The sequence below is a fragment of the Pseudomonas sp. ICBG1301 genome, assembly GCF_016918385.1.
GTDB classification, from domain to species: domain Bacteria; phylum Pseudomonadota; class Gammaproteobacteria; order Pseudomonadales; family Pseudomonadaceae; genus Aquipseudomonas; species Aquipseudomonas palleroniana.
This window is the reverse complement of the sequence record NZ_JAEKGB010000005.1, coordinates 127235-143380: the sequence shown is the minus strand read 5'-3', so window position 1 is coordinate 143380 and position 16146 is coordinate 127235. Positions and strand designations below refer to the sequence as shown.

18 protein-coding genes and 1 pseudogene are annotated in these 16146 nt (G+C 53.9%); 9 read left to right on the top strand and 10 right to left on the bottom strand.

Annotated elements, in window-relative coordinates; all coding sequences use genetic code 11:
- Positions 1 to 58: 58 nt before the first annotated feature.
- From JBE38_RS13625 to JBE38_RS13590, 10 genes and pseudogenes are all read right to left on the bottom strand, one after another.
- Positions 59 to 1078 (bottom strand): diguanylate cyclase, encoded by a 1020-nt coding sequence (locus JBE38_RS13625; protein WP_205344458.1) that lies wholly within the window; start codon positions 1076 to 1078, stop codon positions 59 to 61.
- Between the two features lie 688 nt (positions 1079 to 1766).
- Positions 1767 to 2471: a methyl-accepting chemotaxis protein gene (locus tag JBE38_RS28020; protein WP_446731248.1), complete on the bottom strand. Its 705-nt coding sequence runs from the start codon at positions 2469 to 2471 to the stop codon at positions 1767 to 1769.
- Positions 2472 to 2699: 228 nt separating this feature from the next.
- Positions 2700 to 2810, bottom strand: a pseudogene (locus tag JBE38_RS28015) (hypothetical protein); the annotation flags it as partial.
- A gap of 767 nt (positions 2811 to 3577) precedes the next feature.
- Positions 3578 to 3796: a hypothetical protein gene (locus tag JBE38_RS27675; RefSeq protein ID WP_240202505.1), complete on the bottom strand. Its 219-nt coding sequence runs from the start codon at positions 3794 to 3796 to the stop codon at positions 3578 to 3580.
- 828 nt (positions 3797 to 4624) lie between these two features.
- On the bottom strand, positions 4625 to 4951 hold the full coding sequence (locus tag JBE38_RS13615; protein WP_205344591.1) for a DUF2388 domain-containing protein: 327 nt from the start codon (positions 4949 to 4951) through the stop codon (positions 4625 to 4627).
- Positions 4952 to 5044: 93 nt separating this feature from the next.
- Positions 5045 to 5887, bottom strand: a complete 843-nt coding sequence (locus JBE38_RS13610; protein WP_205344456.1) for a DUF3037 domain-containing protein — start codon at positions 5885 to 5887, stop codon at positions 5045 to 5047.
- Complete coding sequence (locus JBE38_RS13605) at positions 5884 to 6627, bottom strand: HipA family kinase (protein WP_205344455.1); 744 nt, start codon at positions 6625 to 6627, stop codon at positions 5884 to 5886. Before JBE38_RS13605 ends, JBE38_RS13610 begins: the two co-directional genes overlap by 4 nt.
- Positions 6628 to 6686: 59 nt before the next feature.
- Complete coding sequence (locus JBE38_RS13600; RefSeq protein WP_205344454.1) at positions 6687 to 6917, bottom strand: hypothetical protein; 231 nt, start codon at positions 6915 to 6917, stop codon at positions 6687 to 6689.
- Positions 6908 to 7108: a hypothetical protein gene (locus tag JBE38_RS13595; protein ID WP_205344453.1), complete on the bottom strand. Its 201-nt coding sequence runs from the start codon at positions 7106 to 7108 to the stop codon at positions 6908 to 6910. Before JBE38_RS13595 ends, JBE38_RS13600 begins: the two co-directional genes overlap by 10 nt.
- Positions 7109 to 7187: 79 nt before the next feature.
- Entirely contained in the window at positions 7188 to 7424 is a 237-nt protein-coding gene (locus tag JBE38_RS13590) for a hypothetical protein (RefSeq protein ID WP_126870769.1), read from the bottom strand.
- A gap of 976 nt (positions 7425 to 8400) precedes the next feature.
- Between JBE38_RS13590 and JBE38_RS13585 the strand changes: the two genes are divergently transcribed.
- The 9 genes from JBE38_RS13585 to JBE38_RS13545 all read left to right on the top strand — a co-directional run bounded on the left by JBE38_RS13585 (position 8401) and on the right by JBE38_RS13545 (position 16137).
- Complete coding sequence (locus tag JBE38_RS13585) at positions 8401 to 9951, top strand: PAS domain-containing hybrid sensor histidine kinase/response regulator (RefSeq protein WP_205344452.1); 1551 nt, start codon at positions 8401 to 8403, stop codon at positions 9949 to 9951.
- Positions 9952 to 10695: 744 nt separating this feature from the next.
- A complete protein-coding gene (locus JBE38_RS13580; protein WP_174554046.1) occupies positions 10696 to 11439 on the top strand; it encodes a LexA family transcriptional regulator in 744 nt (247 codons plus the stop codon).
- 608 nt (positions 11440 to 12047) lie between these two features.
- Positions 12048 to 12386 (top strand): phage holin family protein, encoded by a 339-nt coding sequence (locus tag JBE38_RS13575; protein ID WP_060753961.1) that lies wholly within the window; start codon positions 12048 to 12050, stop codon positions 12384 to 12386.
- A 22-nt stretch (positions 12387 to 12408) separates the two neighbouring features.
- Complete coding sequence (locus JBE38_RS13570; protein ID WP_205344451.1) at positions 12409 to 12924, top strand: hypothetical protein; 516 nt, start codon at positions 12409 to 12411, stop codon at positions 12922 to 12924.
- 3 nt (positions 12925 to 12927) lie between these two features.
- Positions 12928 to 13536, top strand: coding sequence for a phage baseplate assembly protein V (locus JBE38_RS13565; RefSeq protein WP_205344450.1), 609 nt, complete (start codon positions 12928 to 12930; stop codon positions 13534 to 13536).
- A gap of 12 nt (positions 13537 to 13548) precedes the next feature.
- On the top strand, positions 13549 to 13881 hold the full coding sequence (locus tag JBE38_RS13560; RefSeq protein WP_060753964.1) for a hypothetical protein: 333 nt from the start codon (positions 13549 to 13551) through the stop codon (positions 13879 to 13881).
- On the top strand, positions 13878 to 14873 hold the full coding sequence (locus tag JBE38_RS13555; RefSeq protein WP_205344449.1) for a baseplate J/gp47 family protein: 996 nt from the start codon (positions 13878 to 13880) through the stop codon (positions 14871 to 14873). The genes JBE38_RS13560 and JBE38_RS13555 overlap by 4 nt, the downstream gene beginning before the upstream one ends.
- The gene (locus JBE38_RS13550; protein ID WP_205344448.1) at positions 14870 to 15601 is read left to right on the top strand and encodes a phage tail protein I; all 732 of its coding nucleotides are present in this window, start codon (positions 14870 to 14872) and stop codon (positions 15599 to 15601) included. Before JBE38_RS13555 ends, JBE38_RS13550 begins: the two co-directional genes overlap by 4 nt.
- Entirely contained in the window at positions 15598 to 16137 is a 540-nt protein-coding gene (locus JBE38_RS13545; RefSeq protein ID WP_205344447.1) for a hypothetical protein, read from the top strand. The genes JBE38_RS13550 and JBE38_RS13545 overlap by 4 nt, the downstream gene beginning before the upstream one ends.
- The last annotated feature ends 9 nt before the right edge of the window (positions 16138 to 16146 follow it).

Sequence of the window (16146 nt, the reverse complement as noted above, 5' to 3'; positions counted from 1 at the left end):
TTTCGGTTTGGTGTTTTTGCTTGTGGAGGTTAATTGGTATTAAGAAAGTTTTTAAAAATTAAGTTTCCAAGCGATCACGTCCGTTCCTTTTGGCTTTGTATAGAAGTGCGTCAGCGTGGGCGAGCCATTGTGTCGAGTTATTGAATTCTTCACGCCATGGCGCTATCCCGATGCTTAAACTGAGTGGTTTTCCTAGTATTTTTTCGCTGTTTTGTTTGAAGTTTTGCCTCAGGCGTTCGATGATGTTTACAGCTTGTGAGCCGGGTGTACGCTCCATAATTATACAAAATTCATCACCGCCAAACCTAGCAATAGAGTCTAAAGGCCTCAATGAGGTTCGTAACGTCGTGCTTAATAATTGTAGTACTGAGTCTCCTATAATATGACCATGCTCATCATTAATTTTTTTAAAGTTGTCGATGTCTAGGACGACTAAAGTTGTGTTGCAGCGTATTGACGATTCACTCGCAATTCTATTCAGCGCTTTATCCAAAAATCTCCTGTTAAAAAGCCGTGTAAGATCATCTGTTACGCTAAGGTTGTTCAATGCTTGTCTAACTCTGTAGAGTTCTAGGGCAAGCTTGTATGATGCGAATCCTACCGTTAGCGGGTATATGGTGAGCAAAGGTAAAACTGCCCAGGCTGTGATCATTGAGCTTTGTAAGAAGGTGTAGCCAAAAGAATATTTATATATGTAGGCTCCGGCGAGTTGCAAGGCCACACTTCGTAGTAAGAACTTTAAGCCGCCTGTAGATATAGCATTCATCAGAACCATGGCTGACATGCTTACTGAGGCCAACGGATTAAATCCGATTGCGCAAATCCAAATTCCACAAAATAATGAATCGAAATTTAGATTTCTTTTTTCAGCTATAAAAGGTTGATTTGCTGCTTTAGAAATTTTATAAGCGACATGAGGCCATATCAGAACGTTTAAAAATAATGCGTAATACAAATAGGTATTGCTGTCATTTGCGAGGAGTGATTGAAGAATAATGGGGCTGCACAAAAGTGTGCCTAAGATTCGCGGATAGTAGACTCTCTTCGCGAAATTTTCCCCATGTTTCTTTCTATCCATTACCAACCTCAGATGATTGTTGTAGTGATTTCAGTATGCCACCATTTTTTTTGCTTTTTGTCTAGTAAGATACTCGAACTTTTCTGAAAGCTGCTGGGCTCAACGCGGATTAACCCGTCTCTATTCCGGTACAGTCAGGGTGCACTCCAGTGCTGCATGGCTTTCGTAGATTCCTGTCTAAGCTGTCAAAGGAGTGTAACCTTGATAGATAGACAGTATGAGCAGTAGTTTCGTGTTTCAGATTTAGCCTGGTTTCTCGTTTGATTTAAGCGAAGGGGTTTTTTGAATATAGTTCGTTTTCAGATTATGCTTCAGAGATGACAACGGCAGGTTATTCAATGACGACGCCTATCAGTACAATTGCGTCAATTTTTACTATGTATAAAGGAGTGCAATAGGTTTAATAAAAATATCAGGCGCTTAGTTGTAATAATCAAGATCAGGCACAGGGTGGTAGGGTAAATATTTCATGTCGCTGAGGAAGGCCGACGGCATGGAAAAAACACCGCTGTCATCAACTAAAAAATATCGATGAGGTTTGTCCGCAGATCAGGCTAACTTTTTGCATTCACAACATTAAGAACTAGTAGGCGGGGCAAGTTCATGAATAATGCGGGGCTCGATATCTCCCATTGTTACGGCTCAGCCTGATGACAATCTCAAACCGAACGGCCCGGTCCACGCTAGGCTATGCGCTCAGTCTAGCTGTCACTTCATTCAACTGCCCCGATAACCCGTGCAGATTGTGGCTGGCCGCTTCGGTGCGCTGCATATTGTCCAAATTGGTGCTGGCTATGATCGTGATTTCGGTAAGATTTCGCGAGATGTCTTCGGCCACCGAGGTTTGTTCTTCGGCAGCAGTGGCTATTTGGCGGTTCATGTCGCGGATCGCTTCCACGGCATAGGTGATACGCTCGAGCATGGCTCCGGCCTCGGTAACTTGCGCGACACTTTCTTCGCTGTGCGACTGCCCACTTTCAATCGCCTCGGCGGCGTCCTCCGCACCGGTTTGCACAGACTGTATAATCTGGTTGATCTCGATTATTGATGCCGCCGTGCGCTGAGCCAAGCTCCGAACTTCGTCTGCCACTACTGCGAAACCCCGTCCGGCGTCACCGGCTCTGGCCGCTTCGATAGCCGCATTCAACGCCAACAAGTTGGTCTGCTCGGCAATGCCGCGAATCACTTCCAGCACTTTGCCTATGCGTTCGCTATCGGTTTCCAGACGCCGAATCACCGTTGCCGTATTGGCAATTTCGCCACGCATCCGAGTGATGGTATGAATGGTGGCCTGCATGACTTTTTCGCCTTGTTGAGCGGAGCGGTCGGCGTCGTCGGCTGCACGCGCGGCTTCTGCAGCATGACGCGCAACTTCTTGGGCTGTGGCCGACATTTCGTTCATTGCCGTCGCTACCTGATCTGTACGGTTGAACTGCTCGTTGGTGCCGGTGGCCATGAGGCTGGCAATAGCGTTCAACTCGCCGCTAGCGCTGTCTAGGTCCTTCGCACTGCGCTGCAAGCGGTTGAAAGTTTCGGCGAGGAAGTCGCGCAGTTTGTTGGCAGCCATAGCCAGTTTGCCCAGTTCATCTTCACGGCTGGTGGCCACGCGGTCAGCGAACTTGCCTTGGCTCAGTTGCGCCACATAGTCGATCAGTTTGCGGATCGGATCAACCAGATTGCGGTTGATCAGCCACAGGCTCAACAGGCCGATCAACAGACCTGAGGCGAGCATCACGATAATCCCCAGCATCACAGTTCGTTCGGCTGCGGCATTGATCAATGCCGATTGCTCGGTGGCCTGTTTGCGCAGTTCGCCGACCAGTTCGTTCATCTGATCGCTGGTAGCGCGGTCTATGCCTTTGACCGCGTTGTCGCCAGCCGTTGGGTCGGCACCTGCTGCCACGTAGGCATCACGACCTTTCTGGTAAGAGGCGCCCAACTGACGATGTTCGTCACGCAAGCGTTCGATGCGTTTCTTGAGCTGATCATCTAGGCCCTTCTGGCTCACCAGATCGGCGAGTAGGTTCTGCACGTCATGCTCACGGCTTTCGAATTGCTTCCAGTATTTGTCCAGTTCGGCGGGCTGCTTGCCGCGCAGCAGGACGTTTTTCCATTCCTGAACCTGCACTTTGAATTGCAGGTTGGCCTCATCAATCAATTGCGACGTGTGCAGAGGGCCTTCGATCAGGTCGGCGTAGCCGTGCACGCCGCTGGACAGAAAATGAAAGCAGGTCAAGGCAATCAGCAGTATTGCCAACAGGCTGCCGCCGAGCAAAGAGAGGATTTGGGCTCTTAGGGATTTTTTCAGCATCGGATGATACTCATGACAGGAGCGTGGTACGCCTAAGTGGTCGTGAAGACGTCAGAACTTCCCTGTCTGCGAGCCCGGCCGGAGGTCGAAATCGCGTTACCTAGCAACTGTGTCATCGGCACACCAGAGCGAAACTTGAGAGGAGTTCAACCATTCGTCGCTTACAGCCGCCATCGAGTGCCAGGCAGTCAGCCCAGACCCGTAGATTTCAGCCTAGCCAGACTCTGTTTGATATGCCCGACGTTCTCGCCAATCGTCTCCAGGGCACCACGTATGTTCTCATCTACGTGAGATCCGCCATGGTTCGCGATCCACAAGGACAGTTCCATAATGGCAGCCTCAAGGGCGAGTTGGTTCTCGTAGATGCGCTCCAGCATATCGTGGAGGGGGTATTCGCAGGAGGGCATTGGCGCATCTCAATTCAGTGGTGCTACGAGCGTAACCCAGCCGAGCAAGACATTGCCAAGCAATTCGCAGACAAAGAAAAGCCCGCGATGGGGGGTAGCGGGCTTAAAGGGATAATCACACGGAGCTGGGGTAACCATAGGCGCTCAGCTGTGAAAGGAATGTGAAATGCTCACCGTCAGGCAGCGCAGAAAATTTATTCATCAGCACCGAGCCGGTCACTCGTCACCTGATGAGAAACGCGTAGCTGAGGCAGGGCCACCGGGTCAGGCCATCGAAGTTGCTGTGGAGGGGCCTCAGCGGCCGTCGATCTGTTCACCTTTGCATGAACGTAGGCAACTTCCTGGCTCACTATGAGAGCCACAAAGCCTAGGCAAGCGCATGTGCTGACGAGCAAAGCCATCTTGATGAGCTTGTTTGCAGTGGTCTTCATGCAGCGCTCTCCGTGTGGGCATGAGCTCCGATCGTAACTCGCGAGACCAGAAACAAAAAGCCCGCCGATTGGGGAGGGTTAATGGCGGGCTGGGCGCCAGTTCAGTTGGATAGGCGCCCGTACTGAGGATAGACCAGATCGGAGAGGGCATATACAAGAAGCCCGGCGCTGAGCCGGGCTTTTTATCAGGAGCAGGTCCCGCCCTTGTGGTGCGACCCTGTTCCACCTGTTGGGTGAGTGCCTTTTGGACACGCTGAGGCGGAAAAGGAAGCAATCGAAAGCAGGGCTACCAGGCCAATCACAGCGATTTTTTTCATAAAGCCTCCATGCACTGCGGAATGCAGTATCAGGGCATCGGCGTGCCGAGATATTGCTTGAGTGAAGAAACCCGATGAATTCAGAAAGACGATGCGATCGCCTGAGCCAGTTGCATGTCGCTCATCAGAGGCGAGCTGTAGGTCGCTCTGTAGTATCTGGAAGCCTGCTCAAACTCAGCGCCGCGAATCTGGCCGTCTGAACCAATGAATGCAAGCGCATCGGTCTTTGCTGATTTGAGTGGTTTCTGCGAATCGTCCGTTGTATAGCTGGGCAACGTCGTTAAAGCGGTTGGTAGGATAGATGTATAGGTCATCACTTTATCGAACGGAGTGGCCTTTTCATTCGCCGTTACCTGGTGGCCGATCAGCATCATCGCAGCGATTGCCAGCGTCTTCCATGCGTGCATCATTTGAAGCTTCCATTGCGATCAGAGGACGCCACCATAGCAGAGCAGGGCGCTTAGCAGAAACAAGAAGCCCGGCGCTGGGCCGGGCTTAACCTAAGCTATTTCAGCAGAAGCTGGAATACCTTCCTTAATTAGACTCACCATACTTGCTCGATCTTCTTCTGAGCTGATCACGCGAACCTCTGGAAAAGCGCTCAACTCTGTCGAAACCTCTTTATAAGCCTTAAAAAGCTTCGGCTTTCCAGCGATAGGAGGGCCTGCGACAAACAGAGTATCAGGTGGTAGCTGGCCCTTTGCGCTTAGGCGTCGCACTCGTGATATCCACGCGTCCCCGTGTTCATAGATTTTTCCGGATTCTTCGTGACCAAGGTGCAAAGGCTTGATTGCCTGCACAGGCTTGCCACCCTGGATCAGTACGAATGGAAATTTCACTGGGTAGTCCGATGAGCCCAGCTTTCGATCCACGTAATGCTGCTTCAGATTGACGTCAGCCAACAGCCTACCTAGCTGTTTCTCTAGTGCTGCTTCTTGATATTCCTTTGTCGCAAAGCTGTGCTTCACATAGTGGTCAAATAGAGCCTTTAGTGCCTGGTCTGAATTTGCCGCAACTATTGAGCCTGGCTCACTGAAGCGCATCATTGTTTCCCTCGGATGCACCAGGTGGCTGAATGTCGAAGAGAGCGCTTGGCGATCAGATCTATGGCTCGTGAAAAAGCCGCTGAGTCTAGCAAGCTCAGCATTTACTTCTTTTCGTGCCCTGATAAAAATCTTGGCATCAAGGCTTGGGAAAAATGTTGTTACGCGCTGGCGCTTGGTCTCTACGACGAAACGAAAATCACCATTATTGGCAAGCAGCACTACCCCGATGTTTACAAACTCACCCGTCTCTGGGTAAGGGAGAAACCTTAAAATTGAGTAATTACATATGATTCTCATAGGGCCCCCCAGAATCGCTCTTCCTTGAACATCTGCAGAATTTCCAGCCGGCTTGCTAGCGTTGGCTCGGTCAGGTCGATGAGGTCTGCATCCCTATATAGCCAATCTTCGGTCAAAAAGCTGATGATCGTATCCCAGTTCGACAACGCCTTGCTCAGGAAATCAGTGTATTCCTGACGAACGAGGTAATCCCTAAAATCTTTACGGCACTCGCAGAACACGTGCTCTTCAAGAAATTCTTCGGGATTGAAGGACTTATGAAATGCCAGGTTGTGATCGATGACGGCTAGCTCGCCACGACTGTCCAATATTAAGTTCACGTTCCCACCCATTGGGCCGAGAATCCTGCCTCCATTTTGTACCCACCAATCAAAAAGTAGAACCTTCCTCATCAGGTCCCGAGGGGTGGATTTCAAATGGGCAATGTTGAAATCTACAGCGCTTTCGACCGCTTGCGATGCGAAGGCTAATCCTCCCTCCAGATCGGAGACGTTGGGAACCACGCTGAAGTCGATCAAGTCTTGAGGTACGACCATCTTTTTCCATGGAGGAATAGGCAAACCGAGAGTTTTTCCCAGTTCTGCGCAGAGCAACTCCGATATCAGCGCCGGACCGCCAGATTTAGAAAGCCCTTTTACGAAGTAGGTTCCACCATCGTTAGCACGAATAATGAAAGGCTTTATTGATATTCCCTGATGGCTTTGGCGAACAATTTCGACAGCTGTTACTTGGTCCGACATAGCCGCACTATCCCTGAGCTAAATTTAAATACGTAACTTTCTTAGCCGTACAGCTCGGGTTACGTTCTGCTTATGCTTCCCGCCTTCACCTCTTCCGCATACCCCGCCAGCTTGTCCTCTATCTCCTGATAGCTCAGCGCAATCATCATTAGCTCGTCTGCAGTGATTTGATCGCCGGCGGCGAGTAGCCGCTTTGCGACCCCAAATAGATCGACGCCTGACCACTTGAGCAGGGCTGCCGCCTCTTTCAGGTCGCGGCGAAGCTGCTGGTTGGTTTTTTTTAAAGCCATGCCCGCTTCTCCATGATCTTCCGAAGGTCGACTATTACGCGGTTCAATTGAGCTGATTGCTCGAAAGCCGATCTGGCTAACTCGTCGTGACCGCCGTTTTTGAAGCCCATGCCTTGGTCGAAAAGGGTCTGGGCCACCTGCTCCAGCTGTTTGATGTACAGCTCAGTTTGATACTCGGCAGAGTGGCCCATCGCTGACCTCCTACGACCCAGGTTTTTCAGTACTACGGCATCAGGTTGCGGCGCATCCGGTAGCTGAGCTCTGTGAAAATCATAGATCCCTCCGGAAAATTAGGCCATCTTGAACCTCATCTGCGATTTCGATGATGCTCTCGTATTGCCCTCTCAAGGTTCTGCTGGCTTCCATAAGCGACATGGCGTCACCGGAAAAGCCTGCATCGTTGATCCGTTTGGCGACTTCGATTATTTCCAGGGTGGTCGATTCGAGAGTTGCGGCATGCCCATCGAGGGCTACGAAGAGCTTTTGGTTGGATGTGGTAAGTGGCATCTTTGCTCATACCGTAGGATTAATAATTCGTGAATATGTCTTGAAAAAGTGTATTAAATCAATGCCCCGTCGCATAGGGGAATCCCCTATGGGCTAGGTAGTGCTTTGTTTTGCCTTGGCGGGCCTCTACGCGGCAACGTCGGCGTTCGTACAGCTCGTCGACCCGAGTTTGGTCCTGGGCATGTTCAAAGAGTTTTATCCATCACTGACTACCAGGATAATGCTGTGATTGCGTTGCGCACGTGCCAGGTGTATGTAGAAGAAATTGCACCATGATGCGACTGAACTACTCTGTTTAGGCGTATTCGCAGGCGTTCATCGATCTTTAGAAAGGGCAACATGGATAAGCTGCTTGTTGGCCTCTCTTTTCTGCTCACGTTCGGCTGGATTGCCGCTGTGACATTCGTGATGTGGTTTTTTTCATAGCCCTAAGCGATCGGTTTAATGAGCTAAGGCCCATTGCTCCGTACTTTGCCCACGGCTGTATCGACCTTGAACCATTCGAATTTCTCCAACGTTTCGCCTTGGTGCTGCTTTATGTACTCGGCGCGCTTTGAGGTTCGCCAGGTCGAAACATTCCAGGGCTAGGTCAGGTGTCAGTCTCACGGTGCGTCAGTCCTGGATGACGAACACACTCTGCTCACTTGCTGCTGTGACAATGATGAATCTGTCGCTGTCATTAGGCTCGAAAGCCGGGTAGGTACGCCTATGCGCGCCAAAGGATGTTGGCCTTTGCTTTTCATCTGATGTAGCTGGGCGGCTTCTCCTAAGGGGCGCGCGGATCTTTAATCCATGCACTCCCTCCCCCTGTTTCACGCCTGGCCCCACTTGATGAGCCTTTACGCTCGGATTTTGGTCAATTTATCCCTGATGGTTCGAAACGCAAAAACGATTCGGCTTTTATCTGGTCTGTATGTGTTGCTTCGTTGGCCCCAATCTTGGGTTATGGCTTGCTCTTATAAGATGAGACATCATCATGGAAAACCTTCCGCCCCAATTACTCCAGCTTGCTCTAACGAGTGCAGATTTGGGCGTTTGGATGCTCGACCTCGAACGCGACCAAGAAGTGCTAAGGTCTCTTCGTCACGATCAAATTTTTGGTTACAGCGAACTCCAGCCACGTTGGGGGCTTGAAATTGCCCTGAAGCACGTGATTGAAGAGGATCGCCATATCCTCACCGATGCCTTCGAGCAAGCACGAACCATAGGCGAAATGAGGTGCGAATTTCGCGTGCGCTGGCCAGATGGCTCTATTCATTGGGTTTCACCGCTTGGGCGCACAGAATTTTCCGAGGACGGCACACCTTTGCGCGTGTGCGGTGTGGTTGCTGACATCACCGCTCGGAAATGCTTGGAGGCTGAATCGCTGCACAAGAGCAAGATGGCTGCAATTGGCGAACTCAGTGCTGGTATAGCGCATGACTTCAACAATGTCCTCCAGGGGATCGGTGTATCTCTCGAACTTATTTCAAATCTCGCCGAGACGAAACGTTGCTCGGCAGTGCCTGAGCGTGCAAGACGCGCTAATGAGCTGGTTCAGCGAGCAGCCAAGATTACTCACCGACTGCTAGCTTTTTCGCGTCGATCACCACTTGCTCCATGCGCATTTAATCTTGCGAGCCGACTACCAGGCATCGTCAGTCTCTTACGCCCTACGGCTGGGCACCATATCAACGTAAAATTGCAGGTATCTCCCGATCTTCCTCATATCCATGTAGATATCGCGCAATTTGAGGCCGCGCTCCTTAATTTGCTGGTCAATGCACGGGATGCTAGCCCTAGAGGGGGATTGATCGAGGTGAAAGCGTCTAAAGCGCTGAAGGTGCCCATCGACCTTGATATTGATGAGTTGCACCCAGGCTATGCGCTTATTGAAGTACTTGATCAAGGCATTGGTATTTCGTCAGAACAGCTCACGCACGTATTTGAGCCCTTTTTTACTACAAAACCTGTTGGGGCGGGGACAGGGCTTGGTCTGTCACAGGTTTATGGGTTTGCCCATCAGTCAGGTGGCAGTATCTCTTTGGAAAGCGTTCCCGGAATCGGTACGCGGGCACTATTGTGGTTACCTCTCGACCATTCTGATTCAGAGCCGGACCCAGTGCATGAGACCCCTACTTACAGCATTCATCACCTATCCAAAGATGAGCAACACAGGTTACGAATACTACTAGTTGACGATGAACCAGAGGTGAGTGAAACCATTGCAATGTGGCTGATGCAGTTAGGTTATGAGGTTATCGTTGCCAGCGATGGCGCTTCAGCCTTGAAATATCTACAGAGCAGTAGGGAGCAATTCCAGTTAATGATCAGCGATATCGGCTTGAGTAGTCATATGGACGGCTGTGAATTGGCGCATCAGTGCAAAATATGGTACCCCAGTCTGCCAGTTTTACTTATTTCTGGTTACGCCGGCATCGATTTAAAACAACGCTTACCTGACCAGACCGAGGTCTTGGTGAAGCCATTTGATATGCCTACATTGATAAACGTGATTACAAGAACTCTTAATCAGCCATTAGTTTGATCGCATCACAATTTATTAAGGATAGCAGGCTGAGCTGGCGTATTTTTATTAGAATCATGCATACGTCATAGCGAATTGATGTTTCTTCTAGGGTGTGAGTCGAGCTTGGAAGTTTGCTCTTGGCGTCAAATTAGAGCACAGACGTTGCGTCTCGCAGATGTCCCCATCGGGGGAGACGCGTCGAAAAATAAGTTCTTGGCTAATCTCACTTACAAAAATGGTAAGCGAATTCAGGCTCAGAGCGTCGGTATGAATGGGGTCGCAGACCGCTAGGTGCTGTACGAACACGCGCTGAAGATGCTGGCATGAGGCGGACTGGAGATGTGTGCGCCACGTTTTCTTGAGCCACATAACGTGGCGCACAACACTCAAGAATCTGTCTAAAACTTACTCCACATATCACCGTTTTACTGGTTCAAACACTAGACGTCTGGACGTAAAGTTTTAGACAGTGAATCGCTGTAAGCCGTGCAAAACATGACCTATCCACTCCTTCAGCCCATACTGCTGCATCATCGGGGTGTGGGAGGACAGATCGGAAGTGTTTTTACTCATCAGATAGTTGGCAAGTTCGTTGAAAGTGGTGGGGCAAAGATGGGGCACTGGCCCGGCTGATTTTGCAATGGCCGCAAGGTTAACACGCGAGGTTGGCGCTTCGCAGGTCATAAGTGGGCAGGGAGAAGGCAGGGAAAATGCATAAAATATGCAAATTAGCATTTGCCAACCCTCAAAACTCCCGTCAATATCCGCGCTATGCAAAAACGCAACGTTTCTATCGTCTTAAGAGAGCTGCTGGACCGTGACCGGATCTCCCCTACGGAGCTTCACCGGCGTACCGGCGTGCCTCAATCCACGTTGTCCCGGATCCTCAGCGGCAAGATCGTTGACCCGTCGGACAAGCACATTTCCCGCATCGCCGAGTACTTTCGCGTGGGCACCGATTACCTGCGCGGGCGCGCGGCAGTGGGTGCGCAGCGGGATGAAGGGCGCGACCCGATGCATTCGGAACTCAAGGACATAAGCCTGTGGGATGACGACACGCCCGTTAATGATGACGAGGTGTCGATCCCCTTTCTGCGCGAGGTTGAATTGGCTGCTGGATCAGGAAGATTCGTCATCGAGGAAAGCGAGAAGGCCAGCCTGCGTTTCGGCAAGCGCAGCCTGCGACATAACGGTGTGCAGTTCGACCAGGCCAAGTGTGTGACGGTACGTGGCAACAGCATGTTGCCGGTGCTGCGCGACGGCGCCACGGTGGGGGTGAATGCGGGCAAGAGTGGCATTGGCGATATCGTCGATGGCGACCTGTATGCCATCAATCACAATGGCCAGTTGCGTGTGAAGCAGCTCTACCGCCTGCCTTCCGGGATTCGCCTGCGCAGTTTCAACCGTGATGAGCACCCGGACGAGGACTACAGCTTCCAGGATATCCAGGATGAGCAGATCAGCATCCTCGGTCATGTGTTCTGGTGGGGCATGTACGCCCGTTAACCCTCATACGTAAGACAAAGCCCGCCATTGTGCGGGCTTTTTTTTCGCCCGTAGAAAATCGCCAAACCCTTTGTCCATAAGGCCGAAAATGCATGTGCGCATTTCAGTGTAAAAATAAATGCATTTACGCATTGACTGTATATGCATACATGCATATTCTTTATCTCAAGCCAGCCAACAAGGCTTGGTGGAGGCGGCAAGGATGCTGCCAGGGAAGACAAGGAAGGCACGCAACATCGGCAAGGACGCCATCGAAGCGATGGCAGGGATGCCAGGCAACACCGGCAAGGATGCCGACGCTCTTTAGTTTCAACCGGCTTTCTTGACAGGAAGCACAAAACAGGCAGCGATGAACCGGCCTAATAACGGTTCAGAGGGTTGGCAACTGACCCGGGTGTGCAGCGTAAAGCACCAGAAGCAGTTATCCGGCAGACAGGGATCGTGGTCGGAAAAACATTGAGGAAAGAACCGTACCGCGCCAGTAGCGCCGAAAGTTCGAGGACATCATTACTGAAAAGCCCGGGCGACCGGGCTTTTTGGAATGCCTACCTATCGAAGCATGTGTAAATGAAAAACGGACTATTGAGTGCTCAGCCAGGAGGCGTGACATGACAAATGAACAACAAGCGTTAGCGGAAATGCCTATCTGGCTGGTCATCGTATTGGCAGTGATCGGCGGGGTATCCGGCGAAATGTGGCGGGCAGACAAGGAGGGGGCTCGCGGATGGTCGCTGATCCGCCGGCTCGCCTTGCGCTCTGGAGCCTGCATGGTGTGCGGGGTTTCGGCGCTGATGCTGTGCTACGCCGCCGGCATGTCGATCTGGACCGCCGGCGCCATTGGGTGCTTGACCGCCATGGCCGGTGCCGATGTTGCCATCGGCCTTTATGAACGGTGGGCAGCCAAGCGCATCGGGATCAATGAAAGTTCCCGCCAGGACCCGCAGTAACCGCTGCAAGGACGCTACTTAAATGACGCTTATTGAAAAGCCATCTCAACTGCCCCTGGCCATCGGCGCGGCGCTGCACGCGGCGTTCCCAAACATGAAAGTCGGCAGTCATCAGGACTTCCAGGGCTCGGAGGGCGAAACCGGTGTGATGATCACGGTCGAGGGCAACGGCCCGGGCATCCGCTCCCGCGAAGGGCGCAAGGCGCACGCCTTGGCGATTTCGCTCAAGGCCATGGTCGCGCCAGGCGCCTTGCCGTTTGACGCTTGCGACCTGGCCAGCCAACTCATGGATTTGGTGCTGGATAACCGCTGGGGCCTGCCCCAGCCACAGTGTGATCTGCCGACGACTATCGTCGCCGCTCCCACGCCGCGGGCTAGCGCCGGGACGGACTACGACGCCTGGACGGTTTCCTTCACCCAAACCCTCTATATCGGGCCTGCGTTGCTCAACGATCCCACGGGCCAGCCGCTGTTTGCCTGCACCTGGGACGTCACGAACATCGACGACCCCGCTCAATACAAACCCCTGTCGGAGTAGCCCATGTTCGACGCACTGTTACGCATGCAACTGGGGCCGATTGTCGAGCGCCTGGCGGAAATGGAAGGCCAGCTCGAAGACCTTTATCGTCGCGCCGAAAGCTTCTGTCGCATCGGCGTGTGCCAGGAGGTCGACGCTGCCAGTCATACCTGCAAGGTCAGCCACGGTGAGTTGCTCACTCCGGCGATCCGCTTTTTCAACCCCAGTGCCGGCGCGCAGACCGAGACCCGCATCCCGTCCGTGGGCGAACAATGCCTGTTGTTCAACTATGGCGGCGGCGAAGGTGGCGGGCAGTCCGTGGCCTTGTTCGGTTTGAACAGTGATCGCTTCCCGCCGGTGTCGAGCCTGGCGACATTGACCCGGCGGCGCCATCAAGACGGCACCCAAAGCGATTACGACGACGCCAGCCACACCTTCAACTGGGTCAACGGCCCCACCATGTTCAGCGGTTCGCGCGAGCAAGTCGACGTCAAGGTCGGCGCTGCCGGCCTGACCCTCAACGCCCAAGGCATCATCCTGCAAATCGGTGGTACCCGCCTGGTGCTGGATGCCGGCGGCGCGCACTTCAGCGGCCCGCTGGTGGACCACCAAGGTCGGGTCATCAGCCCGTGATAAGGACATCCCATGATCGGCATCGATCGCAACACCGGGGCAGCCGTCGATGACTGGCTGCAATTCGTGCAGCGCGCCACCCGAGCGCTGACCACTCCCCTGGGCACTCGTCAGAAGCGCCCGCTGTACGGCTCGATGATCCCGCAACTGCTGGGCCAGAACCTCGGCGATGACTTGCTGATCCTCGCGCAAAGCCATGCTGCCCAGGCGTTCTACAACACCCAGAACGGCATTGGCGACTTTCAACCCCAGGTCATCGTCGCCACCCGCCAGGGCGCCGGCCTGCTGCTGCGGTTCGCCGGCACCTGGAAAAACCGCCAACAAACCTTCGAGGTCGTGACATGAGCATGCTGATCCCAGGCCAGAACCAACTGGCGGAGCCGGCCATTATTGCGGTGGATGAGTTCGAGCCGCTGCTGGCCGAATTCAAGGCGTTTGTCGTCGACTATGTCGCCACCCGAGCGCCGCAAAGCGCGGCCAAGCTCAAGGTCAGCCTCGACAACGAAAGCGAGCTGCTGACCCTGGCCCTGGAAGCTTTTTGCGTGCGCCTGCAGACCCACGAGCGCAAATACAACGCCCGCATCAAGCAGATGTTGGCGTGGTGGGCCACCGGCAGCAACCTGGATGCCCGCCTGGCCGACATGGGCCTGGAACGCCAAGTGCTCGACCCAGGCGATCCGGCGGCTTTCCCGCCGGTGCCGCCGACCCTGGAAAGCGACGACGACGCCCGCCTGCGCTACTACCTGGCACCCCACGCGCCTGCGGCGGGGTCGCGGATGCAGTATCGCCGCGAGGTCTTCACCCTGGGCGAACGTCCTGCGGTGAAGGTGCAAAGTGCGACGCCGGGCGTGGTGACCGTCAGCTACACCTTCGACCCGGACGGCTATGCCGCCCAGGTCAAGGACGGCAACGCCCGCCGCACCGCGCCGGGCGAAGTGATGGTCACGGTGCTTGCGCGGGAAGGTGACGGCACGCCATCCGCCGATCTGCTTGACGGTGTGCGACGCCATTTCGCACGGCCCGATGTACGACCGGAGACAGACCTGGTCAGCGTGCAGGGCGCACAGATTCAACCCTACAAAATTCGTGTGGTGGCCAAGATCAATGCAGGCCCTGACTCCGGGCTCACCCAAGTCGCCGCCCAGAAACTGCTGCAAACCTATGCAGACTCCTGCCATCGCCTGGAAGGGCGGGTGGACCCGAGCTGGATCGACTACGCGATCCACAGTGCGGGCGCGGCGCAACTGCAAATCCTCGAACCCTTGCAGCCGATTATCAGCACCGCGTTCCAGGCCCCGTATTGCACGGGGGTTGAGGTGGAGGTGCGCACGCTATGAGTGATGAACCCAAAGCAAGCCTGTTGCCGGTCAACAGTTCACCGCTGGAAAAAGCCTTGGACCTGGGGTTTGGACAGTTGCTCGACCGGGTCATGCCGCCGTTTCCGGCGTTGATGAACCCGCTGCAAACCCCCACCCAATTCTTGCCCTACCTGGCGGCCGACCGTGGCGTCAGTGAGTGGGATGCCGACGCCAGCGAAACCGAAAAGCGCCTCACCGTGGCCCTGTCCTGGCAGATCCAACGCCAGGCGGGCACGCCCAAGGCGTTGAGCTACGCGGTGGAGTCGCTGGGTTTCACCCCCAACATCAGCGCCTGGTATCAACAGCGCCCGCTGGGTGTGCCTTACACCTTCGACGTCCAGGCGATCATCGGGCGCAGTTGGTCCAGCGGTGACCATAACCGGCTGATCCGCCGCATCAATGCGGCGCAGAGTGAGCGGGATCGGGCGACGATCACCATCGTGCATGAAACCGCAGCAGGTTTGCGCCTCGCCGCTGCCGCAGATCCTGGCTTGAGTATCGGCGAGGACAGCCAGCCCGGTGCGCTGCCCGAAGTGAAGCTACACGGTGCCGTCTCCTTCAACAGCGCAGCCCACATACCCTTGAGTGATGGTGAGTTGCAGCTTGAAGGCGTACTGCCGGAACTCGGGCTAGCCGCCCGGCTTAACAGTACTGGGATTGCCCAGCACTACACCATTAACGACTACGACCTCAGGGCGCAGCCATGACAGATGACATTACGCGCCTGGTGCGCTTCACCTCCAAAGGTTTGGATGAAGTGCTGCAGGCAAAGAACCAGGGCCTGAAAGGCGAAATCACCCACATCGGCGCCGGCACCGGCCGCTACAACCCGGACGGCACGGAAGTGGCCTTGCGGGACGAGCGTCAGCGGGTTGCCATCGTCGATTACGAAGACCTCGGCGACCGCCAACTCAGGATGGCCGCGCTGTTCGATGGCGAGGCCGAGTATGAAATTGGCGAGTTCGGTTTCTACCTCGCCAGCGGGACCTTGCTGGCGGTGTATTCGGTGGCGGGGAAGTTGCTGACGTATAAAGCGGCGGCGGCGCGGGTGCTGCAAAAGTTCACGCTGGATATTTCGCCGTTGCCGGCGGATAGCGTGACGATTGTGGTGGGCGGTAACAGTCTTAATTTGTTAATGGCTGAAGAGCTGGCGACTGTTGCCACCGCTAACGTTAATAACATGGTTAGGCATTTAGGCGTGTTATTTCGTGTGATGGCGCTGGAGCGTAAGGCGCAGCGATAATTCAAAAGA